Raw genomic sequence first — 25391 nt, 5'->3', positions numbered from 1 at the left:
GATGAGACATGGCAGAACAACAAATTCGATTGGGCAAGACGGATCTGATCGTGAATCCCATTGGATTGGGTGCGAATGCAGTAGGCGGACATAATATCTATCCGGACATGCTGAATGATGAGACAGGTAAGGAAGTGGTTCGTACAGCTTTGAAACAAGGTATTAACTTTGTGGATACGGCATACATCTATGGACCGGAGCATTCCGAACGACTGATTGGTGAAGTACTGAAGGAAACCGGTCAGCGGCAGAATACCATCATTGCAACCAAGGCAGCTCATAAATTAGTGGATGGCAAGATTGTCATAGATAACTCACCTGCTTTTCTGAAAACATCCGTGGATGAGGCGTTGAAACGTCTGCAAACCGATTACATTGATCTGTTCTACATCCACTTTCCGGATGAACATACGCCTAAGAATGAAGCGGTAGATACGTTAAAACAATTAAAAGACGCTGGCAAAATCCGTGCCATTGGCGTATCTAATTTCTCCATTGATCAGTTGCGTGAAGCCAACAAGGACGGGCATGTAGACGTACTGCAATCTGAATATAATCTGTTCAAAAGAGATGCGGAGAAAGAGCTGTTGCCGTATACGGCTGAGCATAACATTTCTTTTGTTCCTTACTTCCCTCTGGCAGCGGGACTGCTGGGCGGGAAATATAATCGTGATACAACCTTTCAGGATGGACGGGCGAAGAACCCGCTGTTTACAGGTGAAGCTTTTATTGAAAATCTCGATAAAGTTGAGCAACTGCGCAGCATAGCACAATCCAAAGATGTTGAGGTTGCTCATCTGGTTTTGGCCTGGTACCTTACTCAGCCTTCGATTGATGCATTGATTCCGGGTGCCAAGCGACCGGAGCAGGTCATTAACAATCTGCAAACATTAAATGTGGAATTAACTGCTGAGGAAATTGCAGTCGTGGATCAGATCTTTCGTTAATGAGTTCGGGTGAATCGGGAAATGCTAACAGGGAGTTTACGTATGAAGACAAAGTGAGGACACCACATGAACCTGAAGGCAGCCCGAGTCATCGGAATGTTCACGCTAATTATTTTGCTGGGTAGCAGTTCTGCCTATGCGAAGCCTGTACAGAAGAACCGTCAGTATTATGAGGAACGAGGAGAGATTGTGTGGGAAGTTCCCACACAGGATAAACTCATCGCCCTTACCTTTGATGATGGACCAGATCCGATTCAGACTCCGCAGATTCTGGCTTTGTTACAGCAGTATCATGCTAAAGGAACTTTTTTTGTACTTGGCAAATGGGCAGATAAATTTCCTGAACTGATTAAGCAGGAACAGCTCGAAGGGCATGAAATCGCCAATCATACCTATGCGCACACGTATGCAGTTCGATCTACTAGTGCGGACAAGTACATGAAGGATATGAACGAAGCAGAAAGTTCCATCATTGAAGCAGGTGCAGAGCGTCCCCTGTTGTTCAGGCCACCGGGCGGTTATTACAATGACATGGTCATCCAGGCTGCCAAACAAAAAGGGTATACCATTGTACTCTGGTCGTGGCATCAGGATACTCGAGACTGGGCTTCTCCAGGTGTATCGGCTATCGTTAACAAAGTGTTGAAGAACGCACGTAATGGGGATATTGTACTTTTTCACGATAAGGTGGAAGGCAAGTCGCATACGGTAGCTGCACTCAAAACAATCCTGCCGAAGTTACAGCAGCAGGGATATCGATTCGTGACCGTGTCCGAGCTGCTTGCTGTGAAGGCACGTGAAGCCGCGAAGGATGGAACTTCGCCTTCGTCTATTTTGAAGCATGTGCAACCCTGAACGTGGTAATCCAATTAGAAACCGTAGGTCTCAGATGATGAGATCTGCGGTTTCTTTATCTTGGTCTTCATTTAACCATGGAACCAGCCTTAGGAGGTTATTGCCGCGTCCCTTTTGTTTTGAAACCAAAACGTCTACAATAGATGGAGCTTTGTGTTTAAGGGTTATATAGTATACAAGATATGAATTACGACATAGAGGAGAGTGAATATGATGAATGGACAACAACGTGTAAATATTAAGCCAGGTCTGGAAGTGGACATTGTGCTGAAGCAGGATCAAGCTACAGGTAAGCTGACACGTGGCATTGTAAAGGATCTGTTAACCAAGTCACCTACGCATCCACATGGAATCAAAGTACGACTGACGAGCGGTCAAGTGGGACGTGTGAAACAGGTCATTACAGGAGGCTCAAACTAACTGTGGTCCAAGGCGGGGAGATGAGTACTACCACAGAAGTAATGGCACATCTGGCTTCGGGTAATACACGTCAGCAGGACGCATATCATGTGTTACAGAGCAGTGGATTGCTCGAGATATTAGCTGACTATCACCCATATCCAGCAGGAACGGTACCGATTGATATTGATATTCCGGGCAGTGATCTGGATCTGCTGTGTTATGCAGAGGATCTGGATGTGTTTGAAGCCGAGATATACAATCGAATCGGAGCCGTTGCTGAATTTCAATGTGTACGTGGTGGGGATCTTCCAGACCAACGTCCTTATGTGACTTGTAATTTGCAAGTGGGACATTGGTCTGTGGAGATTTTTGCCCAATCCGTGCCAGTTTACAGGCAGAATGCATACTTACATATGATCGTAGAGTGGAGATTGTTGCAACTGTGGGGAGACGCGGGACACCGTGAGATCCGCAGACTGAAACAGGCAGGGTGGAAGACGGAGCCTGCTTTTGCTTCTGTACTTGGATTACAGGGAGATCCATATGTGGACATGCTGCATCTTGCAGAGATGAAACGTGAAGATCTCTGGAACTGGGCCCGTTCACGCACGTCTTTTTAAAATGTCTATTTGAGATGAACTAATCATTTACACGATAACGGAGAGGACAGAAAAAACCTGAAAAAGCGAAGCGGTCGCCTAAGGCTTTCTGAAAGAAAGCTGCATCGGAAGCATACGCTATTACCGGATTTCCCCTTGGGAAAGGGGATCAAAAAAATCTGGGAATAACAGCGATTGGAAGGTGCTTCTGTCATCGTAGTGTCAGTGTAAATAACCTTTGGTCAGATCAGAAAGATGGCTACAATTGTTGTTACCGTGAGTCCCAGCAGTACAGGCTTCAGGTTGCGTCTTGCAAGTTCAAAAGGGCTGACTCCGCAGATTGCAGCAGCAGGAATCAATGCCCATGGAATCAAGGTTCCACCACCTACCCATATGGCTGCGACCTGACCTAATGCTGTCAGTACAGGTGCGGAATCTGCCGAACCTGCGAACATGGACGCAATCGAGCCAACCAGGGAAATACCCGAGAACCCCGAACCATCCATTCCGGTCACTGCTCCGGTTACCGTCATTGTAATGGCGCCCACCGTATCATTCAATGGCACCAGTCCAGCAAGCGCAACCCCGAGATCATTCACGATCCCGTGTGAACCTTCAGGAAGAGGATTGTTGAACAATTCCGTAATCGCAGCATCCCCCAGATAAAAAAATGCGGCTATAGGAATAACCGGTCCAAACACCTTGAAACCAAACTGAAATCCTTCTATTAAATAATTGGTTGTTTCCTCTGGTCCGGCATGACGATGTGCGGCAAGGGTGACAGCGATCAATATGACCACAGCGGTACCACCAATCAGAGCTGTTGCGTCGCCGCCTTGCAACTTCAATACAAACATCAGAATCACATCAACTGCGAATAACAGAGGGATAAGCAGAGCGAACGCCTTTTGCAGGCGGGGTGACATGGCTTGACGTTCAACAGGCAGATTGCCAGGTAGAGAAGTAGACACAGCCTCTGATGAGGAAGAATGTTCCATGCGCATGGTGCCTGATATATCGTTTGGGGAATGAGCAGGTGAGCCTGATTTCATCTCTTTGCGCAGCATCCAGAAGGCTGTAAGTGTAGATACGGTTCCCATGACAATAACCAAAGGAATGCTGGCCGTCATGACGGAAGTAACGGGTAGACCGGCTGCATCAGCCGTAAGTTTGGGAGCCCCCTGAATAATGTAATCTCCCGACAGTGCAATCCCATGTCCGAACAGGTTCATGGCAATAGCAGCTCCAATCGGAGGAAGACCTACACGCACGGCTACAGGAAGCAGTACTGCACCGACGAGTGCTACGGCCGGGGATGGCCAGAAAAATAGCGATACGACCAACATGATCAATCCGATACCCCAATATGCGACCTGAGGAGAACGGATAAACCGGGTGACAGGTGTTACCATGACCTCATTAATGCCGGTTCTGATCAGAACACGGCTCATCGCCACAATAATCGAGATGATGAAGATTGTACTTAACAATTCTTTTGTTGCATAGATAAAACTGCTGAAGATCCCAGCAACTGATCCGCTCAAGGTTTCGGTTGCCAGAAGTCCAATGGTCATAATACCCGCGACACAGATAATGGTGGTGTCCCTGCGCCGGATCATAACTGCGATGATCAAGACGATAAATGCAAGGTAGACATAGTGTAACGCAGTGAGTTGAATATTCATCGAACAGGCCTCCCTACATCCTGGTGACTAACCCGAGGAGTGATATATCGTATGCATGTCAAGATCGGGCGTTCGTGGAGTCCGGGGTTTGCCGCAGCATTTATTTTTAGGGAGAAGCATCTGAGCTATAAATGAAGGATTTATTTTACAACTGGAGAATTTATTACAATATGAAGCTTGTTACTCTTAAAATAGGAGCGGTTGAAAGTCACCAGAATTGATATGTGAAGGTCACGGGACCCCATAGACAATGGCAAGCAGGGGTGATTACAATAAACATGCCATCATAAGGAAGAAAATAGAAAAAATATGTTGAACTAAAAGGGCGGGAATCCATAATCCATGAATTTGATCCGTTCACTTGGTTTTAAATTTATAGTGGGTCTTACATTGATCATGCTGCCATTATTCATGCTGCTTTATTACAACAACGTCTACGCCATGAAAGTTGTACGTGACAAAGTATCCCTCACCAATATGAATCATCTCGCCAAGAGTGTGGAGCAGAATGAACGTGTATTACAGGAGACAAATCGGTATTTGTATAGTCTGGGCGAGCGGGACCCGGATATTATCTCTCTGTTTTTTCTGAAATATGGCAGCGGTGATTATATCATTGCAAAGCAACGGATTATGAACAAATTCATGACAGATATCGGTTTTTATAATCTAATCGATTCTTTTTTTCTATATGATGCCGTGAATGATGATCTGCTGCTCGCCACTTCAGGCAATTATGATGTCAAAAAGTCGGTTGTGCAGGAGAGTATGCCAGTCCAGATGCAGCAATTGGAAGGGGATATCCAGAAGCCGGAATGGAGCATTGTGCGAGGCGGGACGTGGAATGCGCTGGTGAAAACAGTGCGAATCAACCAGCAGTTCTATGCAGGCGCACTTGTTGATATGAATGCACTGAATCATACACAACAATTCACTGAATCCGGAGATCGGGGAGGCGCAGTCATTGTTGGAACAGACGGTGGGGCACTATCGGATTCCACATTAAATACTGCACAGATTCAGCTGGCTGCAGCGCATCTTCCCGGCCTGAAGAATCCGTATCAGGTTATCTCTGAAGTTGTGAACAAGGGAGAAGCACGTCAATATTTGATGTTGGGTATTGCCTCGGCCATGTCCGAGATGAATTATATCGTGCTGCTGCCTGAGGAAGACATGATGCGTAACCTTCCGTTTTTCCAGCAGATCATTCGTCTGCTTCCCATTGGTGCGGCAGTAATTCTGGTTACTGCACTGATCTTTTTGCGACATCTGTTATTCCGCCCGATGAATGCGTTAATCCGAGGCATGAGAAGGGTCAGCCGTGGAGATCTCGATGTGAAGCTGGACCCGCCATCTTCTTCGGAGCTTGAATTTATGACACGAAGTTTCAATCAAATGACCAGTGAGATCAGGCATCTGAAGATTGATGTGTATGAGGAACAACTGCGGACGCGGGAGGCAGAGTTCAAACAACTGCAGATGCAGATCAATCCTCACTTTTACCTGAATTCACTCAATATTATTCATAGTCTGGCTTCCTTGCAAAAACATGAGTTGGTGCAGCAGATGGCTGGTCATCTGGCCGATTATTTTCGATTCAGTCTGCGTGCAGGCAAACGTGTTATTCGTCTGGATGAAGAGCTCGAGCACATTCGTCATTACTTGGAAATTCAAAAGCTGAGGTTTCCAAGCAGATTCGATTTTGAACTGGATGTTGAACCGAATTTGGGACATTATGTGATTCCGCCATTAACCATTCAGCCTTTTGTGGAGAATGCCATTATTCATGGATTTCAGCGCCGGACACAAGCCTTTGTCATTCGGATCGTGGCGCGCCTCGGTGAGAAGTCGTCCGGTCAGGACGATGGGACGGTGCTTCAACTGATGATTGTGGACAATGGTGTCGGATTTGAAGAGGAATTGTTGGGGCGTCTGCAACATGGACAATACGCTGAAGACCCGAGTGGACAGCATATCGGTATATGGAACGTGGCTCATCGGCTTTTAGTGAAGTATGGTGATCAAGCCAGTTTGCAGTTTGGCAATGAGGTGGATCATGGCGCCAAAGTCATCATTGATTTACCCGCTCAGACCGAAGAGGAAGAAGGGGGAGCCTATGCGGAACCTGTTGATCGTGGATGATGAAGTGTATGCATTACAAGCAATGGTGGAAGGCGTCGATTGGCAAGCAGCAGGCATTGACCAGGTATACTGTGCTGGTGATGCCGAAGAGGCAAGAAAGATTTTAAAGGCTAATGCTATTGATATCATGATCTGTGATATCGAGATGCCTGGTGAAACAGGGCTTGACCTGCAAAGTTGGGTGTTAAAACATGATCCAGGCATACTGACCATTTTCCTGACAGGGCATGCTTTATTCGATTATGCTCAGACAGCCATTAAGCTAAGCAGCTTTGATTATGTGTTGAAGCCGGCTCCAGCGGATCAATTGATTAAGGTAGTAACTCAGGCAGTGGAGAAGATTAAGGATGGAGAGCAGCGTACCCGTACCAACGAAGTTTATGAGACCGTATACAAACGCTGGAAAACCCATAAACCGCTACTGACGGAACGCTTCTGGAAGGATGCCATCTCTCAGCGTATCACGTTAACCGAACAACGGTTGCAAGAGCTCGCAGAACTGTATGGTGCCGAGATTGATCCGCAGGCTCGTGTGTTACCCATTGTGATCTCGGTAGAGGAATGGGTACGTGATTTTGATTTGCGTGACGAAGAGGTACTGGAATATGCCCTTCGTAATGCAGCCAAAGAGATGCTGCTTGGCGACAAGCCCGGTGAGGTATTTCAGGATCAAAGTGGATTAAATATTGTGCTTGCTTATGAGCAAGATGGCATCATTCCGAGTGCGAGCGAAGTGGCACAACGTTGTCAGGGGTATATCCAGGAATGTGGTACGTATTTCTATTGTCGGTTGTCCTGTTATGTTGGTGCCCCGGTTACTGTAACTGAGCTGCAAGGCATGTTAAATGAACTGATGGATATGGAACGGCGCAATATTAAGGAGCTTGAAGAAGTTTTTGTCTATGATGAGCGGGGAAGAGATCAGGAAGATCGCTTTTTGCCTATTCCATGGTTTTCGGAATTATCCATTCTTTTTGAGACGGGTAAAGTAGGGGATTTGCGAGAACGTGTGGATGAGATTTTTGAGTTGCTTGCTGCCCAAGAGGGTTTGTCTCCTGAAATGCTGCATCTCTACTATCATGCCATGCTGCATGTGGTCTACCCGTTGCTTCATCAGAAAAACGTGTCAATACGCAGTCTGTATCCGGGTGAACGGGAGCCGGAAGAGGGTATGGTGACAAGGTCGTTGCCGCAGTTGAAGCAATGGACGTCTGATCTGATTGATCGTGTTATCCCGGTATTGTACCCGGACGATCATAGCCCCATGACCATTGTGGATCAGTTGTGCGTTTATATTGAAACTCATATTGGTGAAGAACTTATGCGAGAGGAGCTTGCAGCTTTTGCCGGATTCAATCCCGCTTATCTATCACGTCTGTTTCGGAAAGAGAAGGGGATGTCCCTATCTGAGTTTATTCTGCAGGGCAGAGTAGCCAAAGCGAAGACATTGTTGTCCCAGTCCACCGTCAAAGTGACGGATATCGCTGGCAAGGTGGGGTACTATAATTACTCGCATTTCACCAAAATGTTCAAAAAGTGCACGGGTATAACGCCACAGGAGTTCCGAAAACAGTCACGTACCGTATAGTTCAGGGCGCAGCATGCTGCGCCTTTTGTTTTGTTTAATTTGGCACTAAAGTCATAATTTGATAAGTCAACAGGTCACCACAGCAGATAGAGGTCTTACTCGCCCCGCCGTATACTTGAACCACAGGAGCCGCAACGGAGCTTCATCCTGAGGAAGAATTCAAGAGGAGTGAGGGAGAACAAGTTATGAAGACACAACCCCAGGCGGGTAAGGGAGTACGGATATCGGAAATACCGGGAGAAACAGTCCGAAAGCGCAAGTCTGTGTGGCACAATCTTGGCAAATTCAAGGTGCTGTATCTCATGTTCTTGCCAGGCGTCCTGTTTCTGCTGGTGAACAACTACATGCCGATGTTCGGCGTTCTGATCGCATTCAAAAATGTAAACTATGCTGATGGTATTTGGGGTAGCCCATGGAGTGGATGGGACAATTTTAAATATTTGTTCTCAACCAGTGATGCATGGGAAATTACCCGAAATACACTCGCGTATAACACGGTGTTCATTGCACTGAATCTCTTTGTAGGTGTCGGGCTTGCTATTCTGCTCAATGAAGTGAAGAACAAGGCAATGTCCAAGTTATATCAATCACTTATGTTATTACCGTATTTCCTGTCCATGATTGTGGTCAGTTATCTGGTACTGGCTTTCCTGGGCAAGGATTCAGGCTTCATGAACTCAACGATTCTGCAGATGTTCGGCGGTCAGCCGATCGACTGGTATTCAGAGCCAAAGTATTGGCCGTATATTTTGCCACTGGTGAACACATGGAAGAATATTGGATATTATGCCGTCATTTATCTGGCAGCTGTCGTGGGTATCGATGAAGAATATTATGAAGCAGCTGTGCTCGATGGAGCAACCAAGTGGCATCAGATACGCTTCATTACCATTCCGTTTCTCGTCCCATTAATCGTCATTATGACGTTATTGCAAATTGGCCGTATATTCTATGCAGACTTCAGTCTGTTCTATCAGGTTCCATTGGAATCGGGAGCGCTGTTCCCTGTAACGAATGTACTGGATACCTACGTATATCGTACGTTCCTTATCGGTGGAGATATCGGGATGTCATCAGCAGCCGGTCTATACCAAGCAATCGTTGGATTTGTGCTGGTTCTTGTATCCAATACCATCGTAAGGCGAATAGATAAAGATAATGCATTATTTTGAGAGGAGGCAAGTCAGCTGTGAAATCACGTGATCCACTAGCCGTATCGAAGCGTTCCGCATCCGTTATTCATGCGATGTTTCTGTTCTATGCCATTGCCTGTATCGTGCCGATCCTGCTTGTCTTCGCCATCTCATTTTCGGACGAGACAACAGTCATTGCCAATGGATATAAGCTTATTCCAGAGAAGTTCAGCCTGACGGCTTATGAGTTTCTGTTTAGAGATATGGATCAGATCATTCACTCGTATGGTATATCCTTTATTGTTACTGTTGTAGGTACCATTACAAGTGTTGCGCTGACCGCATTGTATGCGTATCCGCTCTCACGGAGAGATTTGCCTTACCGGGGCTGGTTCGCCTTTTTCATCTTCTTCACAATGTTGTTCAATGGGGGTTTGGTACCTTGGTACCTGGTCTATGTCAACGTATTGGATCTGAAAAACTCCATACTGGCACTCATTATGCCGCTACTGCTATCCCCATTCTTTGTACTGGTCATGCGTACATTCTTCGCGAACTCCATTCCGGTGTCCATTCTGGAATCGGCTCGGATTGATGGTGCGGGAGAATTGAGAACGTTTGCACGTATCGTGCTTCCGCTCTCTCTTCCCGTAATGGCAACCGTCGCGTTGTTCAGTACACTGAATTACTGGAATGACTGGTACCTTAGCATGATTTTTATATCAGATAACCGGACGATCAGCCTTCAGTACCTTATGTACCGGACGCTGCTCGATATTCAATATTTAACAACCAACTCCAACGTCTCTTCACAGATTTCGTCGCAGGGTGGATTGCTGAATCTGCCTAACAAAACTCTGCAAATGGCGATGGCTGTAGTCGGTATTGGTCCAATTGTACTGGCATATCCGTTCTTCCAGCGTTATTTCATCAAAGGTCTTACGGTTGGCGCTGTGAAGGGATAACTCTGAACCGGTTAGCAGAGTGGGCAAGGTAAATGAAGATGGACTGAAAGGGCATATACAGAAGTAGTTATCGGTTTATTTGTGAATTGGGGAATTCGGTTGTATGGTTCAACACATGACAGGAGGGGTTCAATTGGTTAGATCATTAAAGGTATGGTCACGCATGATGGCAACGGTTATGGCGCTGAGCCTGGTGCTGGCAGCTTGCTCATCAGACAAGGGTGGAACGACAACACCTGCCGCAGAAGGCGGAGGAGCAAGTGAAGGTGGGGGCAAACCCTATGAAGTGACACTGTTCTACCCAGGGACACCACAGAAGGATGTCGCTCTGGTGGAAGCCGAGATTAACAAAAAGATGGAACCAAAGATCGGAGCCACGCTTAAGATCAATGCAATTGACTGGGGACAGTGGGATAACAAGCTGAATCTCATGATTTCTTCAGGTGAAAAATCAGACATTATCTTCACAGCAGCTTGGCAGAACTACACGGTGAATGTAGCTAAAGGCGCATTCTTGCCCTTGAATGATCTGCTTGATGCACATGGTCAGGATATTAAGAAAAACCTGGATCCTGCCTTTCTGGAAGGTTCCCAGGTGGACGGCGTGAATTACGGGGTTCCTACGAATAAGGAACTCGCTGCCACACGTGGTGTGTTGGTACGTAAAGATCTGGCTGACAAGTATAAGCTGGACCTGACAGCCGTAAAAACTTGGGCTGATCTGGAGCCTCTGCTCAAAACAATCAAGGAAAACGAGCCAGCCATTACACCATTCTATATGTCCAATACCAACGGTAACGGGCTGTTGGAGAATCTGGATTGGGATTATCTCGGTGATGCTTCCGTACCTGGAGTCATCTCCAAAACAGCAGGCGGAACAACGGTGCTGAATGAAGTGGAGACCCCTGAATTCAAAGAAGCGGCTGAACTCGCTCGCAAGTGGTATCAAGCGGGATATATCAACAGTGATGCTGCTACTTCCAATGTGTTCCCGAAAGACCAGGCGAAGGCTGGAAAAGCGTTTCTCTGGACAGATGGCATGAAGCCAGGCAAGGATAAAGAAGAAGAAGGGTATGTGGGTTTCCCACTCACTCAGATTGAGATGACACAGCCGACAATCACGACGGGTGATGCGTCTGGAGCGATGCTTGCAATCTCCCGTTCCTCCGAGCAACCGGAGAAAGCGATGCAGGTCATTAACCTGCTGCATTCCGACAAAGAAATTAACAACTTGCTGAACTTCGGAATTGAAGGTACTCATTATGTGAAAAAAGATGGACAGGATAATATCATTACTCTCCCTGAAGGCGTTGATGCCAACAGTCGTACCTATAACCCAGGTGCCCAATGGCAGCTTGGTAACCAGTTCCTGAACTTCCTATGGGATAATGAAGATCCGCAGAAGTGGGAAAAGTTCAAAGAATTTAACGCCAAAGGTGTGAAGTCTCCAGCACTGGGCTTTACATTCAACAGTCAATCTGTCAAAAATGAAATTGCTGCGGTCAACAACGTGAACAAACAGTTCAAGCCGGGTATGACATCGGGCGCCGTTGATCCAAATGAGATGATTCCGAAATATCTCGAGAAATTGAAAGCAGCAGGAATTGATAAAATTATTGCAGCCAAACAGGAACAACTTGATGCATTCCTTGCCCAGAAGTAAATGATTATCAGCTATGATAGAGAGACTTGTGTTCTACAAGATATTATCGGTGGCAAATAGGGAGGACGTTTTCGGTGAACAACCGAAGGCGTTCTTTTTATTGTTGTTTTTTGATTTGGATTGTTAATCATAAATAGGAAAAATATGATATAATAAGGTGGTTGATTAGGGGGTGTTCGTGTGTCGAGAACCAGACTTGTGTTCTCAGGGGCTTTATTGCTATTTGCTATCATCTTTACATTTAACCATCACCTTGGTTTTTCTGTTGGAGATACCATGCTGTCAGCAATAGGTATATCACCGTATACTACGTCTTATTTAAGTGGTGTACATATCACACTTTTCCTGGGGATGGGAATCTTTGCTTGCGGCTTCTACCTTACACGCAAAGAAATCGGGAAATCGTTCCCCGGTCTTGCAAAAGGGTTATGGATCGTAGTTATCGCTATCGTTCTCAGTTATTCGTACATGACGGATAAATTCATGTATGTAGCCAAGTGGGGAGCTTCAGGCATTAATGCGGTATCCTATGTACAGAATGCAAGCTCTTGTACCTTTAACGTGCTGAAAACGGGTGAGACCCGAGCAACATGTGACCTGACACTCAAAAATTACGGCAGAGATTCCGTATCGGCCGTGTTATTGCCTGATCTCGCACGCAGTTATAAGTTTAAGGACGATCCACTATTGGAAGCCTTGCAGTCTGTCCAATTAAGGCCCGTACATGTTGAGATTGAACGCCATGGAACGTTTACAGGCAAGTTGGAGTTTTACGGGAAAGCGGAATCTCCTCTGTTCGTCAATGGGAAACTTATGGATATTGTACTGGATGTAGGCGTGGATGGAGCGAATACGGTATTTGATTATGATATTCCATAGTTGATATTTTCATAGAAAAAAGAATAATTACATAAACAGAAGTGGAATAAGGTTTGAGTTGAATAGAACGATTTAAGATATATAATGAAATTAGATAGAGAGCTGGCTAATCGCCGGCTCTTTTTGTGCGTGGAAGTTGCATTTAGTGCAGAAATATTGGTTTTGTCTCCTTCCCCCTTGAATTGGTAACGCTTACGCTAGATAATGAATCGGTTTGTCTCAAAAAAATAGTTTGTCTTTAGCGCTTACATCATTACAATTAATGTCACGACAAATTAAGACAAGGTGAGATGAAAAGATGTCATATCGGACAAACCTGTTTTCCAAAATGGTCATTCTTATTCTGATTATGCTGATTCCTGTAGTACTTCTGTACTGGTACTCCAATCACAAAACAACAGCTGTTCTCAGAGATGAGTTGAATCGATCGAATAGTAACCAGCTTGAATTTTTCCAAAATCAAGTGAACACACACATTGAACTGTTATCCTCATGGCCGAATCTGCTCATACATGATCCTGATATTGCCAGCTTCAAGAGAATCTATGCGGACAGTAACTACTTTGATCTGGATGCGATCAACCTGGTCAAACGTATTCAGAATAAGCTAAGTATTCAGGAAAGCTCATCCAATTGGGCCACAAAGTTATATCTGTACTCTCCTTCGCTGGGAAGGGTGGTTTCCGAAAGGGACGCACGTTCTTACGATAAACAAGCGCTAAGGCAGAATATCAGTTCCGGCTGGGATGTACGCAAAATTCAGGATGGGGAAGATGATCGGTTCATGTTTAGCTGGATTACGGTATCTCCGTACGGCATTAAAGACCCGGCTAATAATGCGGAAACGATTATTAAACTGGAATTTGATAGTGACAACATTCGGGATATGCTCGACAAATTCAAGGACGATGGCAGGCATGATCCCTTCTATTTCCGAGAAGAGTCGGGGGTTATCTATAACCGGACTTCAGATCGTTCATTAACGAATCAGTTGATGGAAGAACTGTCCGTCCATAAACTTCAGGACGTTGATAATCGTACAGTAGTGATCGGGAACGAGCCCTACATGGTCAATACCGTGAAATCCAGTACAACAGGCTGGTATTTGGTGGACTACATGCCCCTGTCAGATATTCTGAAGCCCATTCATCAATCCAATATGCTGTTTTATTCTTCCATGATTTGTTTGTTGTTAATGAGTTTTGGTGTGGCGTATTTGTTCTATGTACAGGTGCAGGTACCAGTAAAACAACTCATTCGCGGATTCCAGCGGTTGAAGCAGGAAGATTATTCCGTGAGGATTAAGCCAAAGGGCCGCAATGAATTCAGTTTCCTGTCCGAACGTTTCAACTTGATGGTTGAGCAGATCCAGCAGTTATTTGAACACGTTTATCTGGAACAGATTCATGTGCGTGAAGCCCGGTTGAAGCAGCTACAATCGCAGATTAACCCGCACTTTTTCTATAATTGTTTCTCCTTCATTACAAGTATGGCGAAGCTGAAGCGTATGGACGCGGTTGTAGCGATGTCGCATAACCTATCACGATATTATCGGTATACGACAAGACAGGAGCGGGACGTGGTACCGTTGACGGAAGAGATTGAATTTGTCAGCTGTTATCTGGAGATCCAACGGATGCGTATGGATCGGATTCATTACAAGATTGATCTGTCTGATGAGATGTTAAGACAGGAGGTACCGCCACTTATCGTGCAACCACTAGTGGAGAATGCGGTGATTCATGGTATCGAAGCGGACGCGGAAGCCGGAGAAATAAGAGTATCCGGGGAAAAACAGGGCGGTGTCATGGTTCTTGTGGTTGAAGATGATGGGCAAGGCATGACACAGGAGGCACGTGAGACGCTTCTGAATAAGCTTAGGGGAACGATGGATCAGGAGATGGGCTGTGGCCTGTGGAATGTGAATCAGAGACTCCAGCTTCGATATGGGGAGCAGGCAGGGCTTGATATAACGGAATCGGAACTTGGTGGATTACGCGTTACGCTGTCGTGGCCTGCCGAGCAGGAGTTTCTTCTGGAGAATGAAGGATAAGCACTTGGAACGTGTAGCGCATGATGAACGATGGAATCCATTTGCAGAATGAACGAAATAGGGAGTGAATCACTTGATTGATATATTACTGGTAGATGATGAGACATACGTAACAGAAAGTCTGGAACTTACAATCCCCTGGGGAGAGCTTGGAGTAACGACTGTGCTTCGTGCCGCTTCGGGTAAAGAAGCGCTGGAAATTATGGAGGAAAATGCAGTGGATATCGTGGTGACCGATATTCGCATGCCTGGCATGTCCGGACTGGATCTGATTGCAGAGGTAAGCAAACGTTGGTCCCACATTCGCTGTATCTTGCTGACGGGTCACAGTGATTTTACTTATGCGAAGAAAGCGATACAATTGCAGGCGGCGGATTATATCCTGAAACCTGTAAACGATGATGAATTTATGAGTTCCGTGTCGGCAGCCATCACATCTCTTCGCGATGAGTGGGATGAATTCGATAAATATCACCGGCTCTTGTACAGTCGGAAGTCTGACTATAAAATTTTACGGGAAAATCTTATGCATGATCTGCTGCTGGGGCGTGAGATCACGGCGCGGGCACTTCGGGAACAACTGCAACAATATGAGATTCATATTGATCCGGAACAATCGGCTGTGATGATGCTGATTCGCCTTACAGGACGCTTCTCATCAATGGACCAGCAGTCTCTGGATCTGATGGATTTTGCGGTAGGTAATATTGCAGAGGAAGTACTCGGAGAGCAATTTAACGTGTGGTTTGGTCGCGGACCGCATGAGTGTCTGGTAATGTTTTTGCAGAATCAAGAACAGATCGAAGCTCCGCAGATGAACTTGGAGACGTTGAGAATCTCAGCTGAAACTTTCCGTGAACATGTTATTCGATATTTGCAGGGAGACCTGTCCATGGTAGTTACACCGTCATTTCCCTTTAATGAATTGACAGTAGCTTATCGAAAAAGTTTGGGTTCGCTTGTCCTTTCAGGACCAGAAGAACACAAGATTATATATATGGACATGGATCAGGCACTCGGCAAAAGACCGGAGAATGATGCAACGCAGGCGCTCGAAGAGCTGTACAAACCACCTGTACTTCCACAATTGCTTGAGACCAAGCAATGGGAAGCGGCGGCGCGTAAGCTGAACACGGTTTTTGACGAGGCAGAACAGGTGCGATTGTCCAGAGAACACGTGTATGAGATGTATCTGTCGGTAACCAATGCATTTATGTATATCGCCCATAAACAGGGGCATCTGGTGCATGAGATTGATCATGCGGGATTCGATCTGCTCCTTGCGCATCAGTTGATTCAATCCCCCGAGAAGCTGCGGCGCTGGGCAACCGAGATGCTGGCGAAGCTTCAGGAAGAGTTGTCCGATCAGGAAGGTGTGCAGAGTCGCAGACATGTGATCAAACAGGTTCAGGAGTTGGTTACAAGAGATACAGGACAGGATCTGTCAGTGAAGATGATTGCGGACAAGGTATATCTACACCCCGTATATCTATCAAAAATTTACAAGGCAGAGACAGGGGAAGGTCTTGGGGACTACATGATTCGTATGCGCATGGAGCGTGCTCTGTATCTGCTTAAGAATAGCAACAAAAAAATATACGAGATTACAAGTGAGCTTGGCTATCAAAATCCGCAATATTTCAGCAAAATGTTCAAAAAACATTATGGTATGACACCAAATGAATTTCGGGATCAGGCATAATTACAACAACATTCCAGAATATAGGTTGGCAAAGGTGCAGAAATCTTGATTTCGTATCATAGGCTCAAAGGCCTGGTCAGCCTATAATGAAAGGGTAACCAAAACGATTTAAGGGGGAACAACATGAGAGCGCAATCAACGAAAAAGAGATTCTTGACGCTTCTCGCTACAACGCTGAGTCTAACTGTCGTTCTTGCAGGATGTTCAGGCGGCAGTGGGGGCGGAGATAGTGCAACACCAAGTACATCTGGAACCCAAAACGAATACAAAGAAAAGTATGATCCGGCAGTAACCATTACTACAGCATGGGGAATCGATCCTGAGCTGAAATTTAAAAATGGCGAATCCATGGAAAATAACGTGGCAACCAAGTGGGCCAAGGACAAATTCGGAATTGAAATCAAATCGTTGTGGTCCGTGACAGATACGAACAGTGCATTTGCGACCAAGCTTCGTCTTGCTATGTCCTCCGGCCAAGAAATGCCGGATATTGTGACAATAGGGCAGCCGGATAATTTAGTTGCTCAAGATTTAATTGACTCCGGTATGTATCAGGAAGTTGGACCACTGTTCGACAAATACGCTTCCGACACATGGAAAAAAGCAATGGAGCAGGACCCTAATGTATGGAACCCGTACAGTCGTGATGGCAAAAGAATGGGTGTCCCTGTTCTGGACTATGCCTACAACAATGACTACCTTCTCTGGATTCGTCAGGACTGGCTGGACAAGCTGAACATGAAGGCACCAAAAACCATCGACGAACTGGAAGCAGTGATGGAAGCATTTAAGAATAATAACCCTGACGGCTTGGCTCCAGATAAAGTCACTCCGCTCAGCGTCGGCTTCAAAACATCCATGAATACATGGATGGGAGATGTATCCTGGATCTTTGGTGCATATGGCACCTTACCTCAACAATGGAATCTGGCTGCGGATGGCAAGCTGGAGTATGGTTCTATCAATCCAGGTATGAAGCCAGGTTTGACCAAATTGAGCGAATGGCTCACGAAAGGTTATATCCCGCAGGAAGCAGCGTTGTGGGATGAAAACAAAACGGCAGAGCCAGCAGTTGCAGGCACAGCCGGCATTATCCCGGGTCCATACTGGATGAGCGGATGGCCGCTGAAGGATACGGTAAAAAATGCCCCAGGTGCGGTTTGGAAACCGATTGAAATTCCAACTGGCCCTGAAGGCAAAGCGATGCGTCATGGTACACATTTTGTTAATGGTGTAACATTGATCAAGAAAGATATGAAAAATCCGGAAGCATTCTTTACTTACCAAAACTACCTTTATGATAAATACGCAGATCCGCAACCAGGAAGTGAATATGATAACGGTCTATTTGCAGGCTATGACTATCAATTGGATGGAAATGGTAAACAAATGCCGATTGAAGAAATTGATGGCGGTTATGTAAACGTTGTGCGTTATTTGCTCGTGCGTGATGGCGCTCGTATTCCGGACGCCCAGATGAAAGCTCTGATGAATTTGGCGGACGGCAAAGAGCCGGAAACCAAGCTCGAAAAAGATGTTGCCGTGAACTATGGTAAGGAAACCCCTGCTGCTGCGAAAGTATTGCTGAGCCAAGAAGAAATTTCCTTCAAAAACATGTTCACAGGTCCAACAACGCAGACGATGAAATCCAAGCTGGACTATCTGAACAAAATCGAGAATCAAGCATTTAACGAAATTATCTATGGCAAAAATCCAGCGGATGCGTTTGATACGTTTGTACAAACGTGGAAATCCGGTGGCGGTGACCAGATCACTCAAGAGGTCAATGAATGGTATGACGGTGTGAAAAAATAGTTTTAAACGGCGCACAGACGGTACTCGTCTGTGCGCTTTTTTTTATGTGTATTTAGGATGAAGGGAAGTGGTTGAATTTGTGCCATTTATATTGCTTTTATGTGCTGTTTGGACCCCGTAAAAGGTTGATATAATCGCATTATAAGCCACTCAGGGAGTACTTGAGTAGGAAGAAATACAGGGGGAGCAATCATGAGAACTTTGAAACGCACTTGGCCATTCCACGTTATGCTGTTGCCAGCCATTATCTTTCTGATTATCTTCAGTTATGTGCCTATGGGCGGGATCATTATGGCATTCCAGAACTACAAGCCATGGCTTGGGATTAGCGGTTCTGAATGGGTCGGGCTGGACAACTTTAGATATTTGTTTGAACGTGAAGACAGCTTACAGGTTATCTGGAACACATTGATTATTGCTGTACTTAAACTGATTTTTAATTTATTTGTTCCATTTGTTTTTGCCATTCTTTTGAATGAGGTTCGCAAGATGGCTATACAGCGGACGATTCAAACACTTGTCTATTTACCTCACTTCTTGTCCTGGGTCATTCTGGGCGGGATTTTGATAGATCTGTTGTCAACAGGCGGCTTGGTTAACCGGGTTCTGGGAACCTTCGGACTTGGGCCATATTTCTTCCTTGGAGACAATAGTTGGTTCCGATCTACGGTCATTCTGACAGATGTGTGGAAAGAATTTGGCTATAACATGATTGTCTTTCTGGCTGCCCTTGCCGGAATTAATCCAGCATTGTACGAAGCAGCGGAAATTGACGGAGCAGGACGCTGGAAACAGACACTGCACATTACAATTCCTTCGCTTGTGCCGATGCTGATGGTTGTAGGAACACTGGCACTTGGTAACGTACTGAATGCCGGATTTGACCAGATATTCAACTTGTATAACCCGCTCGTATATCAAACGGGTGACATCATTGATACATTCGTATATCGTTCCGCAATGCAAAATGGTGAGATGGGCTTTGCAACCGCGATCGGATTATTCAAATCGGTCATTAGTATGATCTTGATTCTTGTATCTTACAGCTTAGCCAAAAAATACGCTGGATACCGCATATTCTAAACGAATGAACAGAGAAAGAAGGGACCACGATGTATCATAAATCATTGCCTTATCGCGTGTTTAATATAGTCAATACCTGCTTTCTGATTTTGATCGCCATTATGTGTATCGTACCGATGATTCATGTACTGGCAGTATCCTTTAGTACAAAGGCTGCTGCCGATGCAAATCTGGTCAATCTCTGGCCCGTAGGTTTTTCACTTGAGGCGTACAAAAAAACGATGAACAATCCAATTTTCTTGAACTCGCTCTGGATCTCACTTCTACGTACAGTGATCGGTACAGCCATTACGTTGCTGATTACTTTCCTGGCGGCGTATCCATTGTCCAAAGAGAATAGTGAGTTCAAAGGAAGAACGATCTACTCCTGGATTTTTGTATTCAGTATGATTTTCAACGGGGGACTGGTGCCATTCTACATGGTTATCCAGAAGATCGGGTTGATGGATTCCTTCTGGGTACTGGTACTCCCAGGAGCAGTTAACACATTCCTTGTCATTCTGATGCTGAACTTCTTCCGCGGTATTCCAAAAGAGCTGGAGGAAGCGGCGCTGATGGATGGAGCTAACCATTTCAGAACATTGTTCAGTATCTTCCTTCCCATCTCGATGCCGTCCATTGCAACAATTGCATTGTTCAGTATGGTGTTCCACTGGAATTCCTGGTTTGATGGATTGCTCTACATGAATAACGCCAAGGATTACCCACTTGCTACATTTATGCAAACGGTCATTATTGGACGTGATATGAGTAGCATGAGCATGAATCCAAAAGAAATGGAAGCTCTCTCTCAAACGACGGTAAGGGCTGCTCAGATCTTCATCGGAAGTGCACCGATCTTGATTGTGTATCCGTTCCTGCAACGTTTCTTTGTCAAAGGTATGACGTTGGGCTCAGTTAAAGGCTGAGCCTGTACCCCAAATTAATGGAGGTTGATACAGTGAGCAACTTGACGGAAAAGACATTCATTCTGGGAATGGATGTGTCTTTTATGGATGAAATCGAACAGCATGGCGGGAGTTATAGTGATGTGGATGGCAAGGAACAAGACTTGCTGTCCATCCTGAAGATTAATGACGCTAACGCGATACGACTTCGAATCTGGAATGATCCTGTTGGTGGATTCTGCAATCTGGAGCGGACGGTGGAGGTAGCCAAACGGATCAAGGAACAGGGCTTGAAATTTTTGCTTGATTTCCATTATTCTGATCGCTGGGCTGACCCAGCCAATCAATGGAAGCCGAAAGCATGGGAGAATCTGACCTATGAAGAGCTTCAACGTGCGGTATGCATGTATACGGCTGACGTTCTGAGAACGTTGAAGGAACACGATGCGCTTCCAGACATGGTGCAGGTGGGCAACGAGATTACACCAGGCATGTTATGGAGTGAGGGACGTGTCGGTGGAGAAGAGCATGATACGGATGAACAATGGGAGCGTTTTGCAGGCCTTGTGAAGTACGGAATTGCTGCGGTCAAATCCGTTGACGCGGATATTCAGATTATGATACATATTGACCGTGGTGGAGATAACGCCGAGAGCCGCAAGTTTTACGATCGCTTTGAAGCACTGGGTGTGGAGTTTGATATCATTGGTCTCTCGTATTATCCTTGGTGGCATGGCACACTTGATGCGTTACGTGATAATCTTCATGATCTGGCTGAGCGTTATGGCAAACCGATCAATGTAGTTGAAACCGCTTATCCATGGACGCTTGAGCAGCCGGAAGGCATTGAATGGATTTTGAATCAGGAAGATATGTTGTTACCAGGATACCCTGCAAGTGTAGAGGGACAGACCAAATATCTGAAGGATCTATTGCAGATTATCCGCGAAGTTCCTGGTGGTTTGGGGCATGGATTCTATTATTGGGAACCTGCCTGGATACCAAGTAAAGAAGAATGGTCGGTCGGACATCCGAATAACTGGGGCAACCTCACCATGTTTGATTTTAAAGGTCGCAAGTTGGAATCGTTTACAGCGCTTGCTACTGTTGAAGAATCAGATGTCGTGACATACGTGTAATATCATACAGGTTCGCAAGTTGTATCTGATAAAAAACATGAAGTCATGCCAGATGATGCTTGGTAATTTGAGCCTTGAATATTGTTGTATCAAATAAAAATTGTAATTCAAAAAGCAAGGGAGTTGTCCTTATGACATACAAATTTCCACCTGTAAGTTCCAAAGCCCCGCACATGTTGCATGGCGCAGACTATAACCCGGAGCAATGGCTCCGCTATCCTGAAGTTCTGGAAGAAGATATTCGCTTGATGAAGCTTGCCAAGTGTAACGTGATGTCCATTGGTATCTTCTCGTGGGTATCCCTTGAGCCGGAAGAGGGCGTATACACGTTTGAATGGCTGGATCAGGTGTTGGATCGTTTCGCAGCAAACGGCATCTATGCATTCCTGGCTACACCAAGTGGTGCCAGACCTGCCTGGATGTCCGCAAAGTACCCGGAAGTGCTCCGCGTATCCGAGAAGCGTGTCCGCAATCTGCACGGTTTCCGTCACAACCATTGTTATACTTCCCCGGTATACCGTGAGAAGGTTACTGCGATCAACACAAGACTGGCGGAACGTTATTCGGATCATCCGGCTGTAATCGGCTGGCATATCTCAAACGAGTTCGGCGGCGACTGTCATTGTGATTATTGTCAGGAAGCGTTCCGTGGTTGGGTTCAGAAGAAGTATCAAACACTTGATGAACTGAATCATTCCTGGTGGACGACATTCTGGAGCCATACGGTTACAGACTGGAGTCAAGTGGAATCTCCGGCTCCACACGGTGAGACACAGGTACACGCGATGAATCTGGATTGGCGCCGTTTCGTTACGGATCAGACAGCTGATTTTATCGTGCATGAAACGAAACCGTTGAAAGCTCAGAATCCTGATCTGCCAGTCACAACAAACCTGATGGAATTTTATGGTGGCCTGAACTATTGGAAGTTCGCTGATATTCTGGATTTCCTCTCTTGGGACAGTTATCCGACTTGGCACGATGCAGATGACGACGCGAAACAGGCATCCCGTATCGCCATGATGCATGATATCGTTCGTTCCATCAAAGGCGGTCAGCCGTTCTTGCTGATGGAGAGCACTCCAAGTTCTACGAATTGGCAAGATGTGAGCAAGCTGAAAAAACCTGGCATGCATTTGCTCTCTTCTCTCCAGGCTGTGGCACACGGTTCCGATAGTGTTCAGTACTTCCAGTGGAGAAAAAGCCGGGGGTCCAGTGAGAAACTTCATGGTGCGGTGGTAGACCACGTAGGAACGGAACACACTCGAGTGTTCCAAGATGTCACCGACGTAGGAACGGCTCTTGAAGGCATGGAAGCTATTGTAGGAACAGCGGTTCCGGCAGAAGTTGCGATCATATTTGATTGGGAAAACCGCTGGGCCGTTAATGATTCCCAGGGTCCACGCAATATCGGTGTGAAGTATGAGCAGACCGTGGAAGAGCATTATGAAGCGTTTTGGAAAAAGGGAGTCGCTGTAGACGTTATCGATATGGATGCAGATCTGTCCAAGTACAAGCTGCTGATTGCTCCAATGCTCTATCTGGTACGTGAAGGTGTCGGGGAACGCATTGAGAAGTTTGTAGAACAAGGTGGTACGTTTGTAGCAACTTACTGGTCTGGTATTGTTAATGAAAACGATCTGTGTTTCCTGGGTGGATTCCCAGGCCCACTGCGTAAGACACTTGGCATCTGGTCCGAGGAAATTGACGGATTGCATGATCGTGATCTGAACGGAATCATTCCTGAGAAGGGCAATGAGCTTCAGCTCAATACAGCGTATGATGCAATTGAACTGTGTGATCTGATTCATCTGGAAGGCGCGAAGTCTCTGGCTACGTACCGTTCTGACTTCTATGCCGGACGTCCGGCATTGACGGTCAACCAATTGGGTTCAGGAAAAGCATATTACGTAGCGACACGTCTGAAAGCACCATTCTATGATGATTTCTATGCGAAGCTAATCGCTGACCTGAACATTGAGCGTGGACTTGAAACAGAGCTGCCTGCCGGAACAACGGCACATACACGTACTGATGGTACAGCAGATTATGTGTTTGTACAGAACTACACACCAGATGAGAAACTGGTTGAATTAGATGGACAGTCCTATACCGATCTGCTCAGTGGTGATGCTGTGGAAGCAAGTCTCAGCTTGAAGCCATATGACATTTGTGTTCTGCGCAGACCGGCTGCCCGGAAATAATATAGATTTTATATGTTACTAAATAAATGAAATTAGTATTAAGAAGAGATGCCCTGAACGCCTGCATTGGTGTTCAGGGCATCTTTTTTATTTTATGTATTTGGCTGTTGAACGACTTTTTCTGGACAAGATAAAGGATAAACGTGTCCGCGCAGCGAAGACAAACACGTAACATGTAACTCAAGACTTTCAGTCTGGGAGGAATGGAAATGAATCAAAGAAATCTGGATGGTAACAGCATTATTATTCGACTGGAAATGACAACTAAGGATATCAAGTTTGGCGAAGTGGCTTCGGCCATCTCGGAAGCTGGGGGAGACATCATTGCCATCGACGTGATTTCCACCAATCAGGATGTAAGCGTGCGCGACTTGACGGTCGCCGTTACAGATGCGCAAGATAACAGTAAAATTATAGAAGGGGTGCGCCAGCTCAAAGGTGTGTCCATTATTAACGTATCGGATCGGACGTTCCTGCTTCATCTGGGCGGTAAGATCGAAGTAACACCAAAGACCCCGATTCAAAACCGAGAAGATCTGTCACGTGTGTACACACCGGATGTGGCTCGTGTATGTTCAGCCATTTCAGAAGAACCCGGCAAAGCCTTCTCATTGACAATTAAACGGAATACAGTGGCAGTCATATCTGATGGCAGTGCGGTGCTTGGACTTGGTAATATTGGTCCTCGTGCAGCGATGCCTGTGATGGAAGGTAAAGCGATGTTATTCAAACAGTTTGCAGGTGTGGATGCCTTCCCAATCTGCCTGGACACACAGGATACGGAGGAAATCATACGTACTGTGAAAGCGATATCACCTGGTTTTGGCGGCATTAATCTGGAGGATATCTCGTCACCGCGTTGTTTCGAAATTGAACGTCGTCTGAATGAGGAATTGGATATTCCTGTATTTCATGATGACCAGCATGGCACAGCGGTTGTGTTATATGCCGGTCTGATCAATGCGCTCAAACTGGTGGGCAAGTCCATTGATGATGTGAAGATTGTGGTCTGTGGTATCGGTGCAGCAGGTGTAGCATGCAGCAACATATTATTGTCCGCGGGAGCCAGCCGGCTTATAGGTGTCGATCGTGAGGGTGCGATTGTACGGACACATACCTATGAGAATGAAGTCTGGAGTGATTATGCAGCTCGTACTAATCCCGAACTGGAGACTGGCTCGCTGCGTGATGTCATTCGTGGAGCCGATGTGTTCATTGGCCTGTCCCGCGGGAATCTGTTAACTCGCGAAGATGTGCAGACCATGGCAGAAGATCCAATCGTGTTTGCAATGGCAAACCCGGTACCAGAGATTATGCCTGCATTGGTGGAAGACATTGTTGCGGTAATGGCAACAGGCCGATCCGATTATCCGAATCAGATCAACAACGTGTTATGTTTCCCGGGTATCTTCAGAGCAGTTTTGGATTGCCGTGCTACTGAAATTAATGAAGAAATGAAGCTGGCAGCTGCTCAAGCGATTGCTTCGGCCATTACGGATGAAGAGCGTACACGTTATTACATTATTCCGAGTGTGTTCAATGATAAAGTGGTCAAATCGATGCGCAGTCGCGTGATTGAAGCAGCTATTAAGACGGGTGTAGCTCGGCGTATTCCACGTGAACAGGCCCGTGAAGGCGGGGAATCGTAAG

At 45.9% G+C, this 25391-nt stretch carries 19 protein-coding genes; 18 read left to right on the top strand and 1 reads right to left on the bottom strand.

Annotation, left to right across the window (positions count from 1 at the left end):
• Positions 1-8 precede the first annotated feature (8 nt).
• The 4 genes from MKX68_RS00525 to MKX68_RS00510 all read left to right on the top strand — a co-directional run bounded on the left by MKX68_RS00525 (position 9) and on the right by MKX68_RS00510 (position 2824).
• Complete coding sequence (locus MKX68_RS00525; RefSeq protein WP_340908333.1) at positions 9-947, top strand: aldo/keto reductase; 939 nt, start codon at positions 9-11, stop codon at positions 945-947.
• Positions 948-1013: 66 nt separating this feature from the next.
• Positions 1014-1802, top strand: coding sequence for a polysaccharide deacetylase family protein (locus MKX68_RS00520; RefSeq protein ID WP_340908331.1), 789 nt, complete (start codon positions 1014-1016; stop codon positions 1800-1802).
• A gap of 213 nt (positions 1803-2015) precedes the next feature.
• Positions 2016-2222, top strand: coding sequence for a YwbE family protein (locus tag MKX68_RS00515; protein WP_026081155.1), 207 nt, complete (start codon positions 2016-2018; stop codon positions 2220-2222).
• A gap of 20 nt (positions 2223-2242) precedes the next feature.
• Positions 2243-2824 (top strand): DUF4269 domain-containing protein, encoded by a 582-nt coding sequence (locus MKX68_RS00510; protein ID WP_340908328.1) that lies wholly within the window; start codon positions 2243-2245, stop codon positions 2822-2824.
• A 221-nt stretch (positions 2825-3045) separates the two neighbouring features.
• Here the strand turns inward: MKX68_RS00510 and MKX68_RS00505 are convergent, their stop codons facing one another.
• Complete coding sequence (locus MKX68_RS00505; RefSeq protein WP_340908326.1) at positions 3046-4488, bottom strand: hypothetical protein; 1443 nt, start codon at positions 4486-4488, stop codon at positions 3046-3048.
• Between the two features lie 342 nt (positions 4489-4830).
• Between MKX68_RS00505 and MKX68_RS00500 the strand changes: the two genes are divergently transcribed.
• The 14 genes from MKX68_RS00500 to MKX68_RS00435 all read left to right on the top strand — a co-directional run bounded on the left by MKX68_RS00500 (position 4831) and on the right by MKX68_RS00435 (position 25390).
• Positions 4831-6630, top strand: a complete 1800-nt coding sequence (locus MKX68_RS00500) for a sensor histidine kinase (RefSeq protein WP_340908323.1) — start codon at positions 4831-4833, stop codon at positions 6628-6630.
• A complete protein-coding gene (locus MKX68_RS00495) occupies positions 6605-8218 on the top strand; it encodes a response regulator transcription factor (protein WP_340908320.1) in 1614 nt (537 codons plus the stop codon). Before MKX68_RS00500 ends, MKX68_RS00495 begins: the two co-directional genes overlap by 26 nt.
• A 185-nt stretch (positions 8219-8403) precedes the next feature.
• The gene (locus MKX68_RS00490) at positions 8404-9390 is read left to right on the top strand and encodes an ABC transporter permease (protein ID WP_076208980.1); all 987 of its coding nucleotides are present in this window, start codon (positions 8404-8406) and stop codon (positions 9388-9390) included.
• 17 nt (positions 9391-9407) lie between these two features.
• A complete protein-coding gene (locus MKX68_RS00485) occupies positions 9408-10316 on the top strand; it encodes a carbohydrate ABC transporter permease (RefSeq protein ID WP_338593712.1) in 909 nt (302 codons plus the stop codon).
• Positions 10317-10449: 133 nt separating this feature from the next.
• Positions 10450-11979 carry an ABC transporter substrate-binding protein gene (locus MKX68_RS00480; protein ID WP_340908318.1) on the top strand — a complete coding sequence of 510 codons (1530 nt, stop codon included), beginning with the start codon at positions 10450-10452 and terminating at the stop codon, positions 11977-11979.
• A 180-nt stretch (positions 11980-12159) separates the two neighbouring features.
• A complete protein-coding gene (locus tag MKX68_RS00475; protein WP_338593714.1) occupies positions 12160-12858 on the top strand; it encodes a hypothetical protein in 699 nt (232 codons plus the stop codon).
• 298 nt (positions 12859-13156) lie between these two features.
• Positions 13157-14911 carry a sensor histidine kinase gene (locus MKX68_RS00470; RefSeq protein WP_340908316.1) on the top strand — a complete coding sequence of 585 codons (1755 nt, stop codon included), beginning with the start codon at positions 13157-13159 and terminating at the stop codon, positions 14909-14911.
• A gap of 73 nt (positions 14912-14984) precedes the next feature.
• Complete coding sequence (locus tag MKX68_RS00465; protein WP_340908314.1) at positions 14985-16613, top strand: response regulator; 1629 nt, start codon at positions 14985-14987, stop codon at positions 16611-16613.
• A 123-nt stretch (positions 16614-16736) separates the two neighbouring features.
• A complete protein-coding gene (locus tag MKX68_RS00460) occupies positions 16737-18428 on the top strand; it encodes a sugar ABC transporter (RefSeq protein WP_339300570.1) in 1692 nt (563 codons plus the stop codon).
• Between the two features lie 192 nt (positions 18429-18620).
• Positions 18621-19511 carry an ABC transporter permease gene (locus MKX68_RS00455; RefSeq protein WP_074094500.1) on the top strand — a complete coding sequence of 297 codons (891 nt, stop codon included), beginning with the start codon at positions 18621-18623 and terminating at the stop codon, positions 19509-19511.
• A gap of 29 nt (positions 19512-19540) precedes the next feature.
• Positions 19541-20419 (top strand): carbohydrate ABC transporter permease, encoded by an 879-nt coding sequence (locus MKX68_RS00450; protein WP_074094501.1) that lies wholly within the window; start codon positions 19541-19543, stop codon positions 20417-20419.
• Between the two features lie 32 nt (positions 20420-20451).
• Positions 20452-21537 (top strand): glycoside hydrolase family 53 protein, encoded by a 1086-nt coding sequence (locus MKX68_RS00445; protein ID WP_340908310.1) that lies wholly within the window; start codon positions 20452-20454, stop codon positions 21535-21537.
• Positions 21538-21668: 131 nt separating this feature from the next.
• Positions 21669-23741 carry a beta-galactosidase gene (locus tag MKX68_RS00440; protein WP_340908308.1) on the top strand — a complete coding sequence of 691 codons (2073 nt, stop codon included), beginning with the start codon at positions 21669-21671 and terminating at the stop codon, positions 23739-23741.
• A 209-nt stretch (positions 23742-23950) separates the two neighbouring features.
• Positions 23951-25390: an NAD-dependent malic enzyme gene (locus tag MKX68_RS00435; RefSeq protein WP_340908307.1), complete on the top strand. Its 1440-nt coding sequence runs from the start codon at positions 23951-23953 to the stop codon at positions 25388-25390.
• Position 25391: the final 1 nt, after the last annotated feature.

It is taken from the genome of Paenibacillus sp. FSL M8-0212 (assembly GCF_038004645.1).
Taxonomy (GTDB): domain Bacteria; phylum Bacillota; class Bacilli; order Paenibacillales; family Paenibacillaceae; genus Paenibacillus.
Note: the sequence above shows the minus strand (reverse complement) of the source record. Positions and strands in the feature narration are given on the sequence as shown.

Bases quoted from the DNA above. Each gene is read 5' to 3' on its own strand.
- MKX68_RS00500 (WP_340908323.1), top strand. From the start codon at position 4,831: ATGAATTTGATCCGTTCACTTGGTTTTAAATTTATAGTGGGTCTTACA.
- MKX68_RS00440 (WP_340908308.1), top strand. From the start codon at position 21,669: ATGACATACAAATTTCCACCTGTAAGTTCCAAAGCCCCGCACATGTTG.
- MKX68_RS00450 (WP_074094501.1), top strand. From the start codon at position 19,541: ATGTATCATAAATCATTGCCTTATCGCGTGTTTAATATAGTCAATACC.
- MKX68_RS00505 (WP_340908326.1), bottom strand. From the start codon at position 4,488: ATGAATATTCAACTCACTGCGTTACACTATGTCTACCTTGCATTTATC.
- MKX68_RS00460 (WP_339300570.1), top strand. From the start codon at position 16,737: ATGAGAGCGCAATCAACGAAAAAGAGATTCTTGACGCTTCTCGCTACA.
- MKX68_RS00490 (WP_076208980.1), top strand. From the start codon at position 8,404: ATGAAGACACAACCCCAGGCGGGTAAGGGAGTACGGATATCGGAAATA.
- MKX68_RS00510 (WP_340908328.1), top strand. From the start codon at position 2,243: ATGAGTACTACCACAGAAGTAATGGCACATCTGGCTTCGGGTAATACA.
- MKX68_RS00515 (WP_026081155.1), top strand. From the start codon at position 2,016: ATGAATGGACAACAACGTGTAAATATTAAGCCAGGTCTGGAAGTGGAC.
- MKX68_RS00520 (WP_340908331.1), top strand. From the start codon at position 1,014: ATGAACCTGAAGGCAGCCCGAGTCATCGGAATGTTCACGCTAATTATT.
- MKX68_RS00435 (WP_340908307.1), top strand. From the start codon at position 23,951: ATGAATCAAAGAAATCTGGATGGTAACAGCATTATTATTCGACTGGAA.
- MKX68_RS00525 (WP_340908333.1), top strand. From the start codon at position 9: ATGGCAGAACAACAAATTCGATTGGGCAAGACGGATCTGATCGTGAAT.
- MKX68_RS00470 (WP_340908316.1), top strand. From the start codon at position 13,157: ATGTCATATCGGACAAACCTGTTTTCCAAAATGGTCATTCTTATTCTG.
- MKX68_RS00455 (WP_074094500.1), top strand. From the start codon at position 18,621: ATGAGAACTTTGAAACGCACTTGGCCATTCCACGTTATGCTGTTGCCA.
- MKX68_RS00495 (WP_340908320.1), top strand. From the start codon at position 6,605: ATGCGGAACCTGTTGATCGTGGATGATGAAGTGTATGCATTACAAGCA.